The 16,818-nt window shown below is 34.3% G+C and carries 24 protein-coding genes; 5 read left to right on the top strand and 19 right to left on the bottom strand.

The features are described 5' to 3' along the window. Nucleotides 1–6 precede the first annotated feature (6 nt). The 8 genes from tsaE to ACZ430_RS01040 are packed head-to-tail and all read right to left on the bottom strand — an operon-like array spanning nucleotide 7 to nucleotide 7,020. Nucleotides 7–414, bottom strand: a complete 408-nt coding sequence (tsaE, locus tag ACZ430_RS01005) for a tRNA (adenosine(37)-N6)-threonylcarbamoyltransferase complex ATPase subunit type 1 TsaE (protein ID WP_297213766.1) — start codon at nucleotides 412–414, stop codon at nucleotides 7–9. After that, complete coding sequence (lspA, locus tag ACZ430_RS01010) at nucleotides 411–857, bottom strand: signal peptidase II (protein WP_297213768.1); 447 nt, start codon at nucleotides 855–857, stop codon at nucleotides 411–413. The genes tsaE and lspA overlap by 4 nt, the downstream gene beginning before the upstream one ends. Next, on the bottom strand, nucleotides 841–3,585 hold the full coding sequence (gene ileS, locus ACZ430_RS01015; RefSeq protein ID WP_297213771.1) for an isoleucine--tRNA ligase: 2,745 nt from the start codon (nucleotides 3,583–3,585) through the stop codon (nucleotides 841–843). The genes lspA and ileS overlap by 17 nt, the downstream gene beginning before the upstream one ends. A gap of 43 nt (nucleotides 3,586–3,628) precedes the next feature. Continuing rightward, complete coding sequence (locus ACZ430_RS01020; protein WP_297213774.1) at nucleotides 3,629–4,150, bottom strand: PilZ domain-containing protein; 522 nt, start codon at nucleotides 4,148–4,150, stop codon at nucleotides 3,629–3,631. Nucleotides 4,151–4,154: 4 nt separating this feature from the next. Beyond that, nucleotides 4,155–4,805: an OmpA/MotB family protein gene (locus tag ACZ430_RS01025; RefSeq protein ID WP_297213777.1), complete on the bottom strand. Its 651-nt coding sequence runs from the start codon at nucleotides 4,803–4,805 to the stop codon at nucleotides 4,155–4,157. Then, nucleotides 4,802–5,560: a flagellar motor protein gene (locus ACZ430_RS01030; protein WP_297213780.1), complete on the bottom strand. Its 759-nt coding sequence runs from the start codon at nucleotides 5,558–5,560 to the stop codon at nucleotides 4,802–4,804. The genes ACZ430_RS01025 and ACZ430_RS01030 overlap by 4 nt, the downstream gene beginning before the upstream one ends. Nucleotides 5,561–5,617: 57 nt before the next feature. Beyond that, on the bottom strand, nucleotides 5,618–6,856 hold the full coding sequence (locus ACZ430_RS01035) for a PhoH family protein (protein ID WP_297213782.1): 1,239 nt from the start codon (nucleotides 6,854–6,856) through the stop codon (nucleotides 5,618–5,620). Beyond that, on the bottom strand, nucleotides 6,853–7,020 hold the full coding sequence (locus ACZ430_RS01040) for a hypothetical protein (RefSeq protein ID WP_297213785.1): 168 nt from the start codon (nucleotides 7,018–7,020) through the stop codon (nucleotides 6,853–6,855). The genes ACZ430_RS01035 and ACZ430_RS01040 overlap by 4 nt, the downstream gene beginning before the upstream one ends. 160 nt (nucleotides 7,021–7,180) lie before the next feature. On the opposite strand from ACZ430_RS01040, the gene ACZ430_RS01045 reads away from it, so the two are divergent. Beyond that, complete coding sequence (locus ACZ430_RS01045) at nucleotides 7,181–7,666, top strand: methylated-DNA--[protein]-cysteine S-methyltransferase (RefSeq protein ID WP_297213788.1); 486 nt, start codon at nucleotides 7,181–7,183, stop codon at nucleotides 7,664–7,666. Here the strand turns inward: ACZ430_RS01045 and glgP are convergent. Then, nucleotides 7,632–9,326, bottom strand: coding sequence for an alpha-glucan family phosphorylase (glgP, locus tag ACZ430_RS01050; RefSeq protein ID WP_297213791.1), 1,695 nt, complete (start codon nucleotides 9,324–9,326; stop codon nucleotides 7,632–7,634). The genes ACZ430_RS01045 and glgP overlap by 35 nt on opposite strands. After that, on the bottom strand, nucleotides 9,317–10,123 hold the full coding sequence (locus ACZ430_RS01055; RefSeq protein WP_297213794.1) for a 1,4-dihydroxy-6-naphthoate synthase: 807 nt from the start codon (nucleotides 10,121–10,123) through the stop codon (nucleotides 9,317–9,319). Before ACZ430_RS01055 ends, glgP begins: the two co-directional genes overlap by 10 nt. 82 nt (nucleotides 10,124–10,205) lie before the next feature. Between ACZ430_RS01055 and rpsT the strand changes: the two genes are divergently transcribed. After that, a complete protein-coding gene (rpsT, locus tag ACZ430_RS01060; RefSeq protein ID WP_297213797.1) occupies nucleotides 10,206–10,496 on the top strand; it encodes a 30S ribosomal protein S20 in 291 nt (96 codons plus the stop codon). A gap of 52 nt (nucleotides 10,497–10,548) precedes the next feature. Continuing rightward, nucleotides 10,549–10,920 carry an RNA polymerase-binding protein DksA gene (gene dksA, locus ACZ430_RS01065; protein WP_297213800.1) on the top strand — a complete coding sequence of 124 codons (372 nt, stop codon included), beginning with the start codon at nucleotides 10,549–10,551 and terminating at the stop codon, nucleotides 10,918–10,920. On the opposite strand, the gene ACZ430_RS01070 is transcribed toward dksA, so the two are convergent. Beyond that, a complete protein-coding gene (locus ACZ430_RS01070; protein WP_297213803.1) occupies nucleotides 10,917–11,735 on the bottom strand; it encodes a hypothetical protein in 819 nt (272 codons plus the stop codon). The two genes, dksA and ACZ430_RS01070, sit on opposite strands and share 4 nt — an antisense overlap. A gap of 15 nt (nucleotides 11,736–11,750) precedes the next feature. Here ACZ430_RS01070 and ACZ430_RS01075 point away from each other — a divergent pair, with 15 nt between their 5' ends. Together ACZ430_RS01075 and ACZ430_RS01080 are read left to right on the top strand one after the other, a co-directional pair. Beyond that, nucleotides 11,751–12,449, top strand: coding sequence for an N-acetylmuramoyl-L-alanine amidase-like domain-containing protein (locus ACZ430_RS01075; protein WP_297213806.1), 699 nt, complete (start codon nucleotides 11,751–11,753; stop codon nucleotides 12,447–12,449). Further along, nucleotides 12,450–13,313: a cation diffusion facilitator family transporter gene (locus tag ACZ430_RS01080; RefSeq protein ID WP_297213809.1), complete on the top strand. Its 864-nt coding sequence runs from the start codon at nucleotides 12,450–12,452 to the stop codon at nucleotides 13,311–13,313. It abuts the gene before it with no gap. Here ACZ430_RS01080 and ACZ430_RS01085 read toward each other — a convergent pair. The 8 genes from ACZ430_RS01085 to nadD form a co-directional block, all read right to left on the bottom strand. Further along, nucleotides 13,310–13,624 carry an HNH endonuclease gene (locus tag ACZ430_RS01085; RefSeq protein WP_297213813.1) on the bottom strand — a complete coding sequence of 105 codons (315 nt, stop codon included), beginning with the start codon at nucleotides 13,622–13,624 and terminating at the stop codon, nucleotides 13,310–13,312. The two genes, ACZ430_RS01080 and ACZ430_RS01085, sit on opposite strands and share 4 nt — an antisense overlap. After that, nucleotides 13,624–13,902 (bottom strand): DUF507 family protein, encoded by a 279-nt coding sequence (locus tag ACZ430_RS01090; RefSeq protein WP_297213816.1) that lies wholly within the window; start codon nucleotides 13,900–13,902, stop codon nucleotides 13,624–13,626. Before ACZ430_RS01090 ends, ACZ430_RS01085 begins: the two co-directional genes overlap by 1 nt. Beyond that, a complete protein-coding gene (locus ACZ430_RS01095) occupies nucleotides 13,899–14,180 on the bottom strand; it encodes a DUF507 family protein (protein ID WP_297213819.1) in 282 nt (93 codons plus the stop codon). The genes ACZ430_RS01090 and ACZ430_RS01095 overlap by 4 nt, the downstream gene beginning before the upstream one ends. An 11-nt stretch (nucleotides 14,181–14,191) precedes the next feature. Further along, the gene (rpsR, locus tag ACZ430_RS01100; RefSeq protein ID WP_297213821.1) at nucleotides 14,192–14,425 is read right to left on the bottom strand and encodes a 30S ribosomal protein S18; all 234 of its coding nucleotides are present in this window, start codon (nucleotides 14,423–14,425) and stop codon (nucleotides 14,192–14,194) included. An 11-nt stretch (nucleotides 14,426–14,436) separates the two neighbouring features. Further along, nucleotides 14,437–14,823, bottom strand: coding sequence for a single-stranded DNA-binding protein (locus ACZ430_RS01105; protein ID WP_297213824.1), 387 nt, complete (start codon nucleotides 14,821–14,823; stop codon nucleotides 14,437–14,439). Then, nucleotides 14,816–15,190 (bottom strand): 30S ribosomal protein S6, encoded by a 375-nt coding sequence (gene rpsF, locus ACZ430_RS01110; RefSeq protein WP_297213827.1) that lies wholly within the window; start codon nucleotides 15,188–15,190, stop codon nucleotides 14,816–14,818. Before rpsF ends, ACZ430_RS01105 begins: the two co-directional genes overlap by 8 nt. A gap of 93 nt (nucleotides 15,191–15,283) precedes the next feature. Further along, nucleotides 15,284–16,189 (bottom strand): AAA-type ATPase lid domain-containing protein, encoded by a 906-nt coding sequence (locus ACZ430_RS01115; RefSeq protein WP_464910611.1) that lies wholly within the window; start codon nucleotides 16,187–16,189, stop codon nucleotides 15,284–15,286. Nucleotides 16,190–16,192: 3 nt separating this feature from the next. Continuing rightward, the gene (nadD, locus tag ACZ430_RS01120; protein ID WP_297213832.1) at nucleotides 16,193–16,813 is read right to left on the bottom strand and encodes a nicotinate-nucleotide adenylyltransferase; all 621 of its coding nucleotides are present in this window, start codon (nucleotides 16,811–16,813) and stop codon (nucleotides 16,193–16,195) included. Nucleotides 16,814–16,818: the final 5 nt, after the last annotated feature.

The raw sequence follows: 16,818 nt of genomic DNA on the forward strand, positions 1-16,818 counted from the left end.
TTAACGCTAAAACTCCATTTCGAAAACTCTTGTGTTATTGTCTATTAGCTGTATTTTAATCTTTATAGAGTTCGCCGGCAAATGCTTTAATCTATCTGCCCACTCAACAACACATGTTCCCTGTTCAAAGTAATCCCACAAATCAAGTTCTTCCTCATTTATACTGTCTAATCGATACAAATCTATGTGATAAAAGTTTCTTTCTTCATAACTTGAGACGATAACAAAACTTGAACTCATTACGTCTTTTTCATCTATTCCAAAAGACGAGGCAATTCCTTTTGTAAGAATTGTCTTACCAACGCCCATCTCTCCATAAAGGGCTACTACTTTTATAGATTCCCTCTGCACAAAACTACCTATTATCTTCCCAAAAAGTTTTGTCTCCCTCTCAGAATAGGTGTATATCTTCATTTTTTCAGATTTTTATAGATGAAAAGAACAATTCCTATGCTTATGGCAGAGTCAGCCAGATTGAAAGCGGGCCAATGAAATCCGCCTATATGCAAATCAACAAAATCAATCACATAACCCCGTAGTATTCTATCTGTAACGTTACCTAAAGCTCCTCCTATGAGAAGAGAGTATACGTACCAATTCTTACCATCCTTCAATAAAAAATAGACAAGTAAAAGAGTTGCCAACATTGCAATCAAAATGAAAATACCACTCCCTAAAAATTTCATAAGACCAAAAGCAGTGCCTGTGTTTTCGACGTAAACAAGGTTTAAAAAGGGTAGTAAACTAATAATTTTTTCAGGATACAAAAACTTGATAGCTAAATATTTAGTTATCTGGTCGAGCAAAAGTATTAATGCTATTAATGTAGAGGTTTTTAACTTATAATTCAAGGGCATGATAACATCTTGGGCATATGTCTTTCTCTTTAAGCTTACCAACCATGGGAGAATAATTCCAGCATCTCTGACATTTCTGTCCTTCTGCCCTTTCTATAGTTACATTAAATTCCTTTTCATCGGCATTATAACTTTTTAATTCTACCTGAGAAACTATGAACAGGGTTGGAAGAAAATCTGTATAAGGCTTTAAGAATTCACTTAAAGCATCGTTCACATGAAGAACAACCTTAGCCTCCAGTGAATTACCAATAAACTTTTCCTGTCTCTTTATCTCTAAAGCTTTGTTTACTTCGTCTCTTATGTCAATAAGTTTCTGCCACTTTACCTCAAGCTCTTCCTCTATAAATGCTTGATTAACCTCTGGCATTTTTGAAAGAAAAACACTTTCTTCATCTTTAAATGGTAGATGCTTCCATGCCTCTTCGGCAGTAAAAGATAGAACCGGCGCTAAGAGTTTTATTAGAGAGTTTGCAATGTTGTACAAAACCCATTGGGCTGCTTTTCTTTGAGGACTATCGGTTCTTGAGGTATAAAGTCTGTCCTTGAGAATATCGAGATAAAAGGCACTCATATCAGTAACGCAGAAATTATGCACCGCATGAAATACTTGATGAAACTCAAAATCTTCATAAGCCTTCCTTACTTTTTTAATCAGTCTTTGAAGTTTATGCATAGCCCATCTGTCAATTTCTAATAGGTCTTTTGAATAATCCTTACCGTCATAGTCATAAATGTTTCCTAATAGGTATCTAAGAGTATTTCTTATTTTTCTGTATGCTTCAGTAAGTCTTGACAAGATTTCCTTTGAGAGTTTTATGTCGTCTCTGTAATCCTCTGCTGAAACCCAAAGCCTTACAATATCTGCTCCATTAAGATTGATTATCTCCTGAGGAGAAATTACATTTCCGAGAGATTTCGACATTTTTCTTCCCTGCCCATCAACAGTGAAACCATGCGTTAGAACAATTCTGTAAGGTGCTTTTCCCTTATTTCCTGTTGAAGCCAATAGCGAACTCTGAAACCATCCTCTGTGCTGGTCACTTCCTTCAAGATACATATCAGCAGGCCAACTAAGGCGAGAATCTCTTTCGAGAACAGCGGCATGGCTAACTCCTGAATCAAACCAAACATCAAGGATATCCTTTTCCTTTTGGAATTCTCTCTCTCCGCACTGAGGACAGCTGTAGTTTGGTAAAAGCTCATCAAGAGAAAGCCTGAACCACACATCCGAGCCTTCCTTTTCCACAAGTTCAATTATTTTATCGAAAAGTTTTTCGTCCTTTATTATGTATCCGCAGTTTTTACATACGAAAAGAGTTATAGGTACTCCCCAGCTTCTCTGCCTGGATAAACACCAGTCTGGCCTTCTTTCAACCATTGAATAAATTCTCTCACGACCCCAGGAAGGAATCCATCTTACTCTGTCTATCTCGTTTAAAGCCCTCTGACGTAGAGCTTCATGACGCATTGAGATAAACCACTGAGTAGTTGCTCTAAAAATAACAGGTTTTTTGCATCTCCAACAATGAGGATAGGAATGGGTTATTTTACCTTCCCATATGAGCAGCCCCTTTTCTCTGAGATGTTCAATGATATCTTTGTTTGCGTTGAAAACATTTAAATTGGCAAAAAGAGTAACATCGCTTGTAAATCTTCCTTTATCATCAACGGGTGCATATATTTCAAGTCCGTGCTTCAAGCCAACTTCATAGTCTTCCATTCCATGTCCAGGTGCAATATGAACAATGCCTGAGCCTTCTGCTGTCTCTACAAAATCGGCTGTTACTATCTTTGAAATCCTATCTATAAAAGGATGTTTTGTTCTTATGCCTTCAAGATAAGAGCCTTTAATACTGAAGAGTGGTTCTTCCTTAATCTCTATTTTGTCTTTTAAATTGTTAACTGCCTCCTTTACAATTATAAGCACTCCTAAGGGTGATTGAACTCCAATATAGTCAAACTCCGGATTTACTGCCAATGCCAAGTTTGCAGGTAGCGTCCAAGGTGTTGTTGTCCATATGACAATGTATAATGGCTGATTTTTCACCGGAAACTTCTCTTTATCAATAACTTCAAAGGCAACGAATATGGATGGCGATTCTTTTTCAGCATATTCAACTTCTGCATCAGCGAGGGCTGTAACACAAGAAGGACACCAGTATACTGGTTTTTTCCCTCGATATACATAACCATTTTTAACGAATTGTAAGAACTCTCTTACAATAGTAGCTTCATAATCATTAGACATCGTTATATAGGGAGTGTTCCAGTAGCCAAAAATACCTAATCTGATAAACTCATCTCTTTGAATATTTATGAACTTTTCTGCATATTCTCTACAGAGCTGTCTTTTTCTAAAAATATCTACTTTATCCTTTTCTTTTCCCAGAGACTTGTCAACCTGAAGCTCAATTGGAAGTCCATGACAGTCCCACCCTGGAACAAAAGGGCAGTATTGACCTATCATCGAATGGTATTTAACAATAATATCCTTTAAAATCTTATTCAATGCATGTCCTATGTGAATATGCCCATTTGCATAGGGAGGACCGTCGTGAAGAATAAACTGACCTGAGGATTCTTTTTTATTTTTTTGTTGAAGCTTTTCATAAATACTATTTTCTTGCCAGAATTTAAGAATTTGAGGCTCTCTCTCAGCGAGATTAGCCTTCATGGGAAAGTCAGTCTTAGGAAGATTTAAAGTGTCCTTATAATCCTTAGGCATAAGTAAAAGATTACCACAATTTTTGCCTAAAATTCAATTACAACTATGTTCTTTTCCGCTTCTCTCTCTCTTTACTTATTACAAATCTCACAATAATATCCTTATGCCAATCTTTCATGTTAATAAATCTAATACCTATGTCATAATTACCATTGATTTTATTACACCTAATGACTTCTCCATGAGTGATAATTCCAACGAAAGATTTTGATATGGAAAGTATCATTTTTATACCGACAAAAGACCCTATGTTATAGCTTATTTCCGATAAAAAACCTATTCCTCCTGCACTTAAATTTACTAATTTCTCTGGTAAACCTGAAAGACCGCGTTGCTGTAGTAAAAGCAAGTTCATGATTGCATTTAATTTCGTGTTCATCTCTTCTAACTTCTGATTTATTTCGTTTCCTGTCAGGATTTCTGGCATATCATGAATTGAGAAGTCTACATCACCGATGATTTCTGTCTCAAGTTTTTCTATATCTTGAACCTGGATATCATGGATTTTTATAGGTATTGATACATCAATTCTCGCAAATTCTCTCATGTTTTCATAGTCTTCCATAATCTTACCTCATTATTATGATTTCTATTCTTCTGTTTTTCTCCCTTCCTTCCTCTGTATCATTGTCTGCGATTGGCGAGTATTCTCCGTGGGCAGTTGCAGTAAGTCTTTCAGGAGATATGCCTTTTTCTCTTAAATAGTATAAAACAGAAAGCGCCCTAAGGGCAGATAAATCCCAGTTTGACCTGATAAACTCACTGCTTATTGGAATATTATCCGTATGTCCTTCTATAGAGATTTTGTTCGGTATCTGTTTGAGAATGGTTGATAGTTCATCTAAAAACAGCTTGGATTCATCGGTCAGTTCGTATTGTCCTGATTTAAATAAAATTTTGTCTTGTATTCTTATCATGTATCCCTGAGGTAATTCTTTATACTCAATGTCTGCAGATTTGTATTTTTCCTTTAAACTTTCGATAAACTTAAAAATTTCTGGTTTTTCAATGATTACGTTTTTAATAGGGCTCTCAATAACCCTGAATGCCTGATTTAATGATTGGGAAAATTCGTTAACTTTTTTGGTATCTACCGTAGAAAGTGCATATAGGGCAACAAAAAATGTAAAAAGCAGCGTAAGAAAGTCAGCATACGAGATTAGCCATCTGTCTATGTTTTCCTGCTCTTCCTGTTCCTGTTCATTTTCATCGTATTTCATAACTGCTTTTCCCTTATGCTTTCAAGGATATCTCTTAAATAGGCTGGATTTACTCCCTTTTCTATTCCTTCTATGCCTTTAAGAACTAAAAGATTTTTTCTAATTTCCCTTTTTGCTTTCTGAATTATTCTTTTAGCTAATGGGATAAAAATAAGATTTGCAGAACCAACACCATAGATGGTTGCAACAAATGCAATTGCAATGCCAGTGCCTATTTTAGAAGGTTCTGTAATATTCTGTAGGACATGAATAAGTCCTAATACAGCACCGATAATTCCAATTGTAGGAGCATAACCACCTGCTGATTCAAAAACTTTTGATGCAGTTTTTACTTCATCTTCAAAATTTTTTATTTTCTTTAAAACTACATCTCTTATTACCGATGCCTCATAACCATCCACAACCATTCGCATATTTTCCCGTAGGAATCGGTTTTCAATACTGGACAGCTCTTTCTCAACAGCAAGAAGCCCTTTTTTTCTTGCAATCACAAGCAAGCCAATAATTTCCTCTATTAGCAATCTCTCTTCGTTTTTTATTTTTCTATCTAATAAAGCAATTTTTAAACCTTTAAGGCCTAATTTTAAGTCGTAAGCGGGAAAACTTACTAAAACAGCTCCAGCGGTGCCACCAAAAACTATAAAAGCAGCACCTAACTGAATAAGATGTCCCGTCGAACCACCTTCAACTATATTTCCTGTTACTATCGCTCCTAAACCTATGAATAGGCCAAATAAAAGGAATTTATCTATCATAATTCTTAAATTTCAAAATTTAATTATTTTAACATTTTCTGAATAAATATGACCCAATTACAGTAATCTTACTCCCTGTTCAGCCAGCTTTGACCTTACCGTTGTCTTAAGATTTAGATAGCAAAAATTTGACTCCTCTATAAATCTATCGACCAGATAGGCAATACCCGATGAGGTGGCATCAAGATAGGGGGTGTCAATCTGTTCGAGGTCTCCGGTGAATACTATTTTTGTTCCTTCACCAGCCCTTGTTACAATAGTCTTTACATCTAAGGGTCTAAGATTTTGTGCTTCATCTATGATAATAAAGCTGTCAGGCAGGCTCCTTCCCCTTATAAATGTAAGCGCTTCAATCTGGACAATGTCATCCAGACTGATTTTGTCCCGTTTCTTTCTTTTCAAGTCAGCGATGGATTTTTCAAAGGCCAATGAGATAATGTCCAAGTTGTCATATATAGGTTGCATCCAAGGTGAAAGTTTTTCCTTAACATCACCAGGAAGATAACCTATATCAGTTCCGTGAATGGGAATAACGGGTCTCATTACAATAACCCTTTCATAAACTCCTCTTATTACCTGATATATACCTGCTGTAAGTGCAAGAAGGGTCTTTCCTGTTCCTGCAAAGCCATTCAGAACTACAAGGTCTATGTCATTGTCAAGGAGAGCATCTAAAGCACATAACTGGTCAGCAGTTCTGGGAAGGATATTAAAAATTGTTTTTGATTTTACCCTAAACTTTTCCTGTTTTTTGATTTTATACAGTTCATTTTCATGCCATATATAGTAAACTGAATTGATATTATGGTTTGAATTGGATTTAATTTCACCATATTTCTGAAATGAATGAGATTTATCTGTTTGATAATCTTGAGCAATAAATCCTTCAAGAGTAATTCTGATTCTGAAAGAAATATCTTTAGTTACAAATATAACAGGTGCAGGGAATTCTCTGTTAAAGGTGTTTGAGATATTTCTGAAATATCTTAGAATAAGCTCATCATTTGGAGTATTCTCATCACTATACCATTTGCCTGTAACAACAAACTGTCCATGATTTGGTAATCTTATCTCATAGCCATAAATTCTCTTTACCGCTGTATTGGCATTTATTAGTTCATTTAGATATCTTATGACTTTTCTTGCGGCATAGGCTTTGCCATTGGGATTTTTTTTCAATGAATCTAACTCTTCAATTACAGGATAGGGAATAACAACTGTATTGTCTTCAAAATTAAAAATACTGTCAGGGTCATGAATCAGTACATTCGTATCTAAGACATAAGTTTTTTTCACTTTTCTGCCTCCTTATTTTCAAAAAGCAGACTCTGTCTATTCTGAAGAATTTCTTTCGCTACTGCGAATTTAGATTCAATTCTTTTTAATGCCCATAGATGACAACAGTTTGCAATAAACCACAAGAGTAAGCCAAACATTGAAGATAATGCCCAAAAATCCATGATTTTCTCCTTTTAATTTTTATTTGACTTCTATTTTAAAGATTTAATGTTACGGAAATGTTAAAGATTTCTTTGTGATTAATGAGTGGAGGAATAAGAAATTTTTTAAGCTGTGAAAGTTCCGTTTATATAAAATTTCTCTTGAGGTATAATTCTAAGTATGAGAATATTTATAAAAACTCCTATTGGAGAGCTTGATATTTGTTTCGATAGAGAGCTTAGATTAACCAAGATATCTAAAAAAACAGAATTTGAGCCTTCAGAACATATAGAAAATCTACCAAGAGAAATATTAAGATTTATCTCATCTCTAAATGATTATTTCTTAGGCAACCTAATAGAAATAGATTTTCCATTTGAATTGTATAATCTTTCAAATTTTGACAGAGTTGTCCTTGATTTAATAAAAACTATTCCATACGGAAAAACAGTGTCTTATAAATGGATTGCCGAAAAACTAAAAACTTCACCAAGAGCTATAGGTCAAGCCCTAAAGAGAAATCCTATTCCCATTGTAATTCCATGTCACAGAATTATAAAAACTGATGGTCAAATAGGCGGATATTCTCTTGGAATAGAGGCTAAAAAATGGCTAATTGAACATGAAAAGACTACCTTATATAAGCTTCTGTCACATAGAATCTGACCATTCTGTGAGTGTTGAAGTAGTATGCGTTTAGAGCTATGGCATTTTTCATTATTTTCAACCATATATCTCTTTTTTCATAAAAAATGGGAAGTATCTCATTTGAGAGTTTAAAATATAAATCTTCTGCGTCTCTTTTGGGGTCTGAAGTCTCCTCCATTGTTCCAATTGCCCATCCTGTATAGCCTTCTATCCAACCTTCAATCCACCATCCGTCAAGAACACTAAAATTTGGCACTCCGTTATGTGTTGCTTTCATTCCCGATGTTCCCGATGCTTCATAGGGTTTAAGAGGATTGTTAAGCCAGATATCAACTCCAGAAACAAGTTTCATTGCCATTGCCATATCGTAATTTGGAAGATAGACAATTTTAACCCTGTCCTTTAATCTCTCTTTGATTTCAAAAATTCTCTGGATTAACTGTTTACCGCCCTCATCTCTTGGATGAGCCTTTCCAGCATAAATAATTTGAACCCGTCCCTCGCCAATAATAGCCAATCGCTCTGGGTCAGACATCAATAAGTCTGCCCTTTTATAAGGAGTAGCTCTTCTTGCAAAACCTATGGTAAATGTTTCGTAGTTTAGGTTTGCCCCAGTAATTCTGTTTACATAATCAATCAAAGAACGCTTTGCTTGCATATGAGCTTCCCATACTTCTTCAGAGGGAATTCTCCACGCCCTTACAAAAATCTCCGGTTCATTTGCCCAACCGGGAAGATACTTATTGTAAAGAGCTTTAAAAGGCTCTGATACCCATGTATAGGGATGAACTCCATTTGTGATAGCATGAATTTCATATCCAGGAAACATTCTCTCTGATACTTCTTCATGCTTTTTAGAAACTCCGTTTATATATTCACTCAGGTTAAAGCCAAGCAGAGTCATGTTAAGCATTCCATCGCCGGCAAGCTTTTTTAGTAACCACATCGGTACAGGTTCACCCATTATTCTTTGCACGAGTTCATAAGGAAATCTGTCATGTCCGGCTTCTACAGGCGTATGGGTTGTGAAAACGCATAGATTTCTTACTCTCTCAACATTCCACACAAGTTCTTCAGACCATACTTCCTCTAAAGGTCTTTTGAATTTGTTAAGAAGTTCAAGGGTTAGAAAACTTGAATGTCCCTCATTCATGTGATACTTCCGTATATCAAAGCCAAGCTCTTCAAGCATTCTCACTCCACCTATACCGAGCACTATTTCTTGCTTAAGCCTGTAAGTTAAGTCACCGCCATACAAAAAATGAGTAAGTTTTCTGCTCTCTTCGTCATTTTCCGGAATGTCGGTATCGAGAAATATTACAGGAACCTTACCTCCAGTAGTGCTTTCGATTATGTAATACCAGGCTGTCACATAGACAGGTTTGTCCTCTATAATGACAGATACTTTCTGGTCAATTCTTTTCAGATATCTTTCTATATCCCAGGGGTCAGGATACTCTATCTGTCTTCCGAAGGGGTCAAGCTCCTGTTTAAAATAGCCCATTCTATGAATTAAAGTTATTCCAACGACAGGGATTCTCAAATCAGCAGCAGATTTCAATGTATCTCCTGCTAAAATACCTAAACCACCACTATAAGTATGCATCTCTGGTTTAATTCCAATTTCCATTGAGAAATAGGCAATGCTTGTATTCTTAGCAAAATACTCTATTTCCATAGGCCCTCCTCATTAATTTTATCCATTAATCTACTTATTGACTTCATTCCCTTTTCACCTAAATCTAATGAGTAGTCATTGACGTAAGTTTTTATATGAGAGATTATTACATCATCGTCAAGTTCTTGAGCATATTTCTTTATGAAAGGCAAAACTTCGTCAAGATGATTTCTTGAGTATAAAATACTTTCTGTAATTAAATGCTCCATGAGTATTTTCTCAGGAAAACTCTTTTTAGCAACTATGCACCCAAGTGGTATGAGTGAGTTTGTCTGTTTTTTCCAGAATTCTCCTAAGTCTGCTATTAGTTTTAATCCGAAGTTCTGATAAATAAATCTGCCTTCATGAATTAAAACTCCCATTTGAACTTCATTTTTTATCAATTTATCTATGATTTCGTTAAAGGGAACAAATAGAAGTGTATACTTTTTGTCAAAAAAATGTTTTTTCCAGTAAAACCACATAATTGCCGTTGCTGTCGTAAATCTACCGGGTAGAGCTATCTTTATTTGAGCTGATTTTTCAATTTCTGTTAAATCCTTAGCCACCAATACCGGACCTTCCTCGGAAAAGGCTCCTCCGCTTCTGAGTATTTCGTAATTGTCCCTAAGATAATAATACACATGCGTTGAAACTTTAGATAAATCTAATTCTCCATTCAGACAGAGCTTATTCAAAGTCTCCACATCCTCTATTACGAAGTTTAATTGTAATCCTGCCATGTCAATCTTTTTTCTTATCATGGCATAAAAAATAAAAATGTCGTTTGGACACGGTGAAATTCCGAAATTTAGCATGCAATAATTTTACAGATATTGAAACATTTATGTAAACTATGGTATTTTTAAAATTAATAATCTCAATACAAGGAGGATACGTTTGGCAACGGCAAGATCAACAGTTAAGAAAAGAAGTAAATCTGTTCTGAAAAGAATTAGACAAAATGAAAAGAGAAGATTGAGAAATCAATCCTGGCAAAGTAGAATTAAAACTTCCCTCAAGAAGGTTGAAGAAGCAATTGAAAAGAAAGAAAAGGAACAAACCCAAGAGCTTTTGAATGAAGCCGTCAAAATAATAAGTAAAGCAGCATCAAAAGGTGTAATTCACAAAAATACGGCATCAAGGAAAATTTCAAGATTAATGAAAAAGGTAAATCTAAAAAAAGAGTAAGCAACAGTTTTCAATAAAAATTCAATTTTTAATAAAATCTCGTGGATATAAAATGAATGAAGAGACAAGAAGAAAAAGAATAGAAGAAATAAGAAAAAGCCTTTTAAAGCAAAAGGAACAGATTTTAATTGATGCGGGAGTAATGATTTCAAATCTTCCATCCGAGTCAAGTCTATCTGAGATAGGAGACATTGCCTCTCAAGAGATAGACAGAAGCTTTCTTCTGAGATTAAGAGACAGAGAGAGAAAGCTTCTAAAAAAAATTGAAAAAGCACTTGAAAAAATTGAAAATGGTACTTATGGAATTTGTGAAGCCTGCGGAGCAGAGATTCCCGTTGAAAGACTTGAGGCAAGACCTGTTACAGACTTATGCATAGAATGTAAAACAGAACAGGAAGAAGCCGAAAAATTAAAGGAAACCTAAGTTTTAAGAAAATTTAAAGGATTTTCATAAACTGCTTTATTGATAATTTCGATTGAAAAACCTATTTTTATAAGCCTTTCTTTTATCTCAAATAAGCTCAAATTACCTCCTCTTAATCTTTCTTCGTTACCACTTTCCTTTACCATATCTGATACTAAAATAATTCTCTCTGGATTTTTTATTTTAAAAATCCATTTAAGAACATCATCACTTAAATGTCTGCCATCACCAATTACTTCAATAAACACCTCTTCGTTAATTAGACCAAAGCCTGCAAGTCCTGGCTCTCTGTGATGTATTCCTCTCATGGCATTGAAAATATGGGTTATTAGCTTAGCACCTGCACGAAAACCCTCCTCAGCTTCCTTGAAAGTAGCATCAGAGTGTCCCATGCCAATCCTTATTCCTTTCTCTACGGCTCTTTCGATTAATTCTAATGCTCCGGGTAATTCTGGAGCAACTGTCATTACCTTTATGATGTCCTCAAACCCATCAACAATTCTTTTAAAATCTTCATTATTTGGCATCAAAAGATACCTTTTATCTAATGCTCCGGAATGTTTTGGGTTTAAAAATGGACCTTCAAGATATGCTCCAAGTATATTAGCTCTTAATTTATTTTCTAAAATAGCCTTTTTAATAAAACTCAGTTTTTCCCTCATCTTGTATACACTTTCAGGATAAAGAGTGATTAAAAAACTATCAACACCCTTTTTACCGTACTCTTCAGATAGAAAAAGAAGTTGTTCCAAGGATTTTACTTCGTTTATATCAATATGTTCGGTGCCATGAAAGTGGATATCAATAACAGACATGTTTTATCATAGCATATGATATTAAAAGAAGGTAAAATTAACATAGAAAAACTAATTAATAACGTAAGTAATATAAAAAATTCAGAAAAAATTTTAAAAATTTCTGAATCTTTTTTAGATATTCCTTATGTAAGTAATACCCTAATTGGAAGTGCTGAAATTGATGAAATCCTAACAATAAATTTTGAGGGACTTGATTGCATGACTTTAATTGAGTATGTAGAGGCTCTTAGACTTTCTACTGATTTTGAATCTTTTATCAAAAACATTAAATTAGTTCGATACAAAAATGGCATAGTAGGCTTTAAGACCAGAAGACATTTTTTTTCAGACTGGGGAAGTCTAAAAACAGTAAAAAATGTTACCTATGAAATAGGAAAATCTCTCTGCCACACGGAATACAAAAAACTCAACCGCATTGACGCAAAAAGAAGATGGATAGAAGGATTACCTGTTAAATTAAGAAAAATAATATACATTCCCGTTAAACACCTCTCTGAAGCTCTGAGAAATCTTAACTCTATTTATTACTGCGGTTTTTTTTCATTAAAAGAAGGCCTTGATGTGGAACACGTAGGTATTTTATTTAAAAAAAATAATATTCCCACTCTAAGACATGCATCCCTTATAAAAAGTAAAGTAGTTGATGAGATTTTATTGGAATATGCTTCGAATAAAAATGGTATCATACTTTATAAGCCTATATTCAAATAAATGGACAGAAAAAGAGAAATAAGAAAGGTTTTACTGATAACTCTTTTTTTGAATCTTTTAGTGTCTATTGCCAAGATAATCTACGGTCTAAAAGTTAACTCCCTTGCCATATATTCAGACGGATTCCACTCTCTTTTTGACGGAGTAAGCAATATCGGTGGAATTATTGGAATATACTTAGCCAATAGACCCCCTGACAGAGAACATCCCTATGGACATAGAAAATATGAGACCATTTTCGCTGTTTTTATTGGAGTATTGATGGGATTTACATCTATTGAAATATTAAAGGGAGCATACGAAGCAATAGTGAAGAATAAAAGGCCTGAATTAGACGAGAGGGCTTTCATAGTTCTTTTTTTAACAATGGCAGTAAATATCTTCGTATATTTATTTGAAAGAAAAAAAGGCAAACAGCTGAAAAGCGAATTTTTAATTGCTGACTCCTCTCACACAAAAACGGACATATACATAACTTCAGGAATAATACTTGCAATTTTCTTTATGAATTCTGGATTTTATATTCTTGATTCAATTTCTGGCATCATAATAGGCTTTCTGGTTGCAAGGGAAGCTTTTAAAATATTGAAAGAATCAACAGATATTCTCATTGACAAAGCTCTGATTGACAGTTCAGACATTGAAAAGATAGTAAAATCCTGTAATGACGTTCAAGCCTGTGAGGACATAAGAACGAGAGGAACTGCAGGACAAATATTTGTTGATTTAAAAATTTTAGTTGACTCTCAAATTTCCGTAAAAGAGGGACATGAAATAGCTGAGAGAGTTGAAGAGATTATAAAAAAAGAATTTCCAGATGTCGTTGATGTTGTAGTTCATATTGAACCAAATAGGGAGAATTAGAGAATTTTTTCTGGGTCAAAAGAATCAAGAGATTTTAAATAATCCTCCCACTCAAAAGGCAAAAGATATTTCTTCTTGTTATTGCAATCTTTGCAACAAGGGACTAAGTTGCCCTTTTTTGACTTTCCACCTCTTATAAGCGGTATCAAATGATCCATTGTAAGTTCCTCAGGTGGTGTTTTCTTTCCGCAATAATAACATACTCCGACGGATATCTTTTTTTTCCACCATGAAGATTTTCTGATAATTTTTGCCTTTTGTTTTTCAATTTCGAGTTCTCTTTTGGAAATCGGAGGGATAAATTCTTGCATTACCGAATTAATCGTTTCTTTTCCTCTTCTTCAAAAAATTTCTTATAAAGCACATTCCATTCTGTACTGCCTTCGACTATTTTTTTTGAAAAAGATTGAAGCTTTCTTCTTACTGTTTCATCTATAGATTCGCCTATTTTCAGAGCTTGTATAAAGCTTCGCTTAATTTCCCTTCTTACTTCCTGTTCATCGGTTTTTAATTTTATAAGCCCTTTGTTAATTAAACCGTTGAATAATATATGAGAAGTATGGGAGATTTTTTCTTCAGAAAGAATCATAATACCAGATTCCTCTGTTTTACAAGTTTCTGCTTTGTCATCTCAAATAGCTTTCTGTAGTCGAGTTTTCCTTTCTCAATCTCATTTTCATATTTCTTGAGAAGTTCTCTCACTTCCTCATTTAATCTGTCTTCAACCATCAACTCATCGAGAATTAATTTTTCAACCTCCTCAAGAAGTATATCTTTTGATACTGTAAGTTCTATCATATTCTTCTTGAGAAGATTCTCCACTATAGTGTTAGCTATATAGGGTATCCAAGTTTTTGGAATTCTCATTTCTATTTCTATTAGAGCTCAATATAAGGCAACAAAGCTATCGACCTTGCTCTCTTTATAGCCCTCGTTAACTCTCTCTGATGCTTTGAACAGGTGCCAGTAAGTTTTCTTGATAGAATCTTCCCTCTCTCTGTCATAAAGCCTCTAAGCAACTTAGAATTTTTGTAATCGATAAATTCTACTTTGTCTGCGCAAAATCTACAATATTTTTTTCTAAAAAATCTTCTCTGTGATTGTTGTTGCATTATTTTCCTCCTTAAAATGGTTCTAAGTCAGTGTATTCGTCTGGGGGCATCTGCTCATTATCATGGGGCTCAGCAGATTCCCTTTTTGATAAAAATCTTATATTACTCGCAATAACTTCAAATTTGCTTTTTTTCTGGCCTTCATACTCCCATCTTCTCTCTCTCAATCTTCCCTCAACAAGAACAGTTCTTCCTTTATTAAGATATTGAGTGCATGTTTCAGCCTGTTTTCCAAATACAACTGCGTCAATGAACAAGGTTTCCTCTCTCATTTCTTCACCCTGTCTATAACGAGAATTTACAGCGATTGGAACTGTTGCAACCGCTACTCCCGATGGAGTATATCTTATTTCTGGGTCTCTCGTTAAGTTTCCTATTAGTATTATTCTGTTAAACATTTGTATCCCGAGTTGTTATTTCAGAAGGCTCAACAGGAATGCCCTTTATCTCAGGCGGTAAGGCATTTATCTGTTGTTTTGTAAGCCTTATAATCATAAACTTAAACACAGGGTCATAAACTCTGTAGAATTCCTCAAATTTTCTTATTGCTGCAGAGGGAGACTTAAAGATAAAGAACACATAATAGCCCATGTTTTGCTTGTTTAGCTTATAAGCGAGTTTTTTCTTACCCCAGTTTTCAACCTTTAAGATTTCTCCTGAATTTTCCTTAATAAGCGTTGAAATCTTTTGAATAGCCTCCTGCACTTCTTCCTCTGAAAGAGCCGGTTGAAGTAAAACTACTTTCTCATAAAAATTATCTGACATCCTCTAACCTCCACATGGATTTAAGCCCTCCTTACATTGAAGCGAGGGCATGGAGAAAAAATCTCAACTTTTTTTATAACATATTTTTAAATTTTAAATCAAACTGTAGTGTTTTAATTTCTTATTCAAAGTATTTCTGTTTATGCCTAAAATTTTGGATGCCCTTAATTGATTTCCACCTGTTTCATTAAGAGCAAGAATAAATAGAGCTTTTTCAACTTCCTGAATAACTGTTTCATACAGATTTGAGTTTTTAATATTCTCAAAGTCTTTGAGAAGACTGCCAATTTTTTGCTCAAGAAAATTCTTTATGGAGAGTTTATCATCATATTCACCAAAAATATCTTTTGGCACTATTTTCTGATGCCTGCTTAAAATATAAGCTTTCGTCAGACATTGTTTAAGTTGATATGCATTACCTTCCCATGGATATTCCATTATGAGGCTTTTTGCCTCCCTACTTAATATTTTCAATGGAAGATTTAGAAAGATAGAAATTTCTTGTAGGAAAAAATTTGCAAGAGGAAGTATATCCTGCTTTCTCTCTCTCAATGGAGGAATATATAGCACACAAGATTTAGAAAGCAAGTCATATATTTCACTGCTTATTTTCCCATCCCTATAAAGATAGATAAAATCAAGTTCAGATAGGAAAATAGAACATTTAAACTTATTTTCATATCTGAATAGACTCAAAATATCGGAGTTTTCAAATTGTTCGATAATGCAAACTGTCCTGTTTTGTCTTGAACATACAGGTTTTCTTTTTAATCCACCGGATATTCTTAAAATTTCAGTATTAGGATAAAGCTGAAGAATTGTCTTTACAATATAGTCCTTTTCTGTCCCCCTTTCACCATGTATGAAAAAAACTGAGTTTTCTGAAATAGACTTTTGTAGACTTTCCACCAGAATTCGCATATGAGGACTTTTGTAAAGCTTAGTAAAATTCGCAAGATTAAAAAAACAATCAGATATCTCGCTTGATTTATGTGTCATTGTTCACTCCCGATAGAGTTTATTATCTTCTATGTATTCATATACTTTCTGCGGCAAAAGATAGCGAACACTTCTCCCATTTCTTAGTAATCTCCTTAAGTCTGAGGATGAGTAAAAAAAGGGAGAAATTTTTAAGAAATATAATTTTCTATCCGAATTTTTTAGACTGTAACAGCCTTCTCCTATCCGAGATTCTATGAACTCTGAATTCTCAAAATTATTATAGCCAGGCCTTGACATTACTATAATATCTACCATCTTCAAAATTTTTTCAGGCTTGTGCCACCTTGGCAACTCTAAAAAGGAGTCCACACCAATTATAAACAAAAGAGTATTACTTTCGTAAAGCTTTTTAAAATGCATTAGAGTATTAACTGAATAAGAAGGTCTATTTATTTTTATCTCGTAATCGGAAACTTCAAAATAAGGATTATCCTCTGTAGCCAGAACAGTCATATTATACCTGTGGAAGCTTTCGGCAATATCATTATTTTTAAGAGGAGGTATTCCAGATGGTATAAATATAATCTTGTCTAACTTTAAATTTTCACGAACCTCTTCTGCCCCCCTTAAATGACCAAAATGAATGGGATTAAAAGTACCCCCGAAAATTCCTATCTTCATATTGT

It is taken from the genome of Thermodesulfovibrio sp. TK500a (assembly GCF_055381765.1).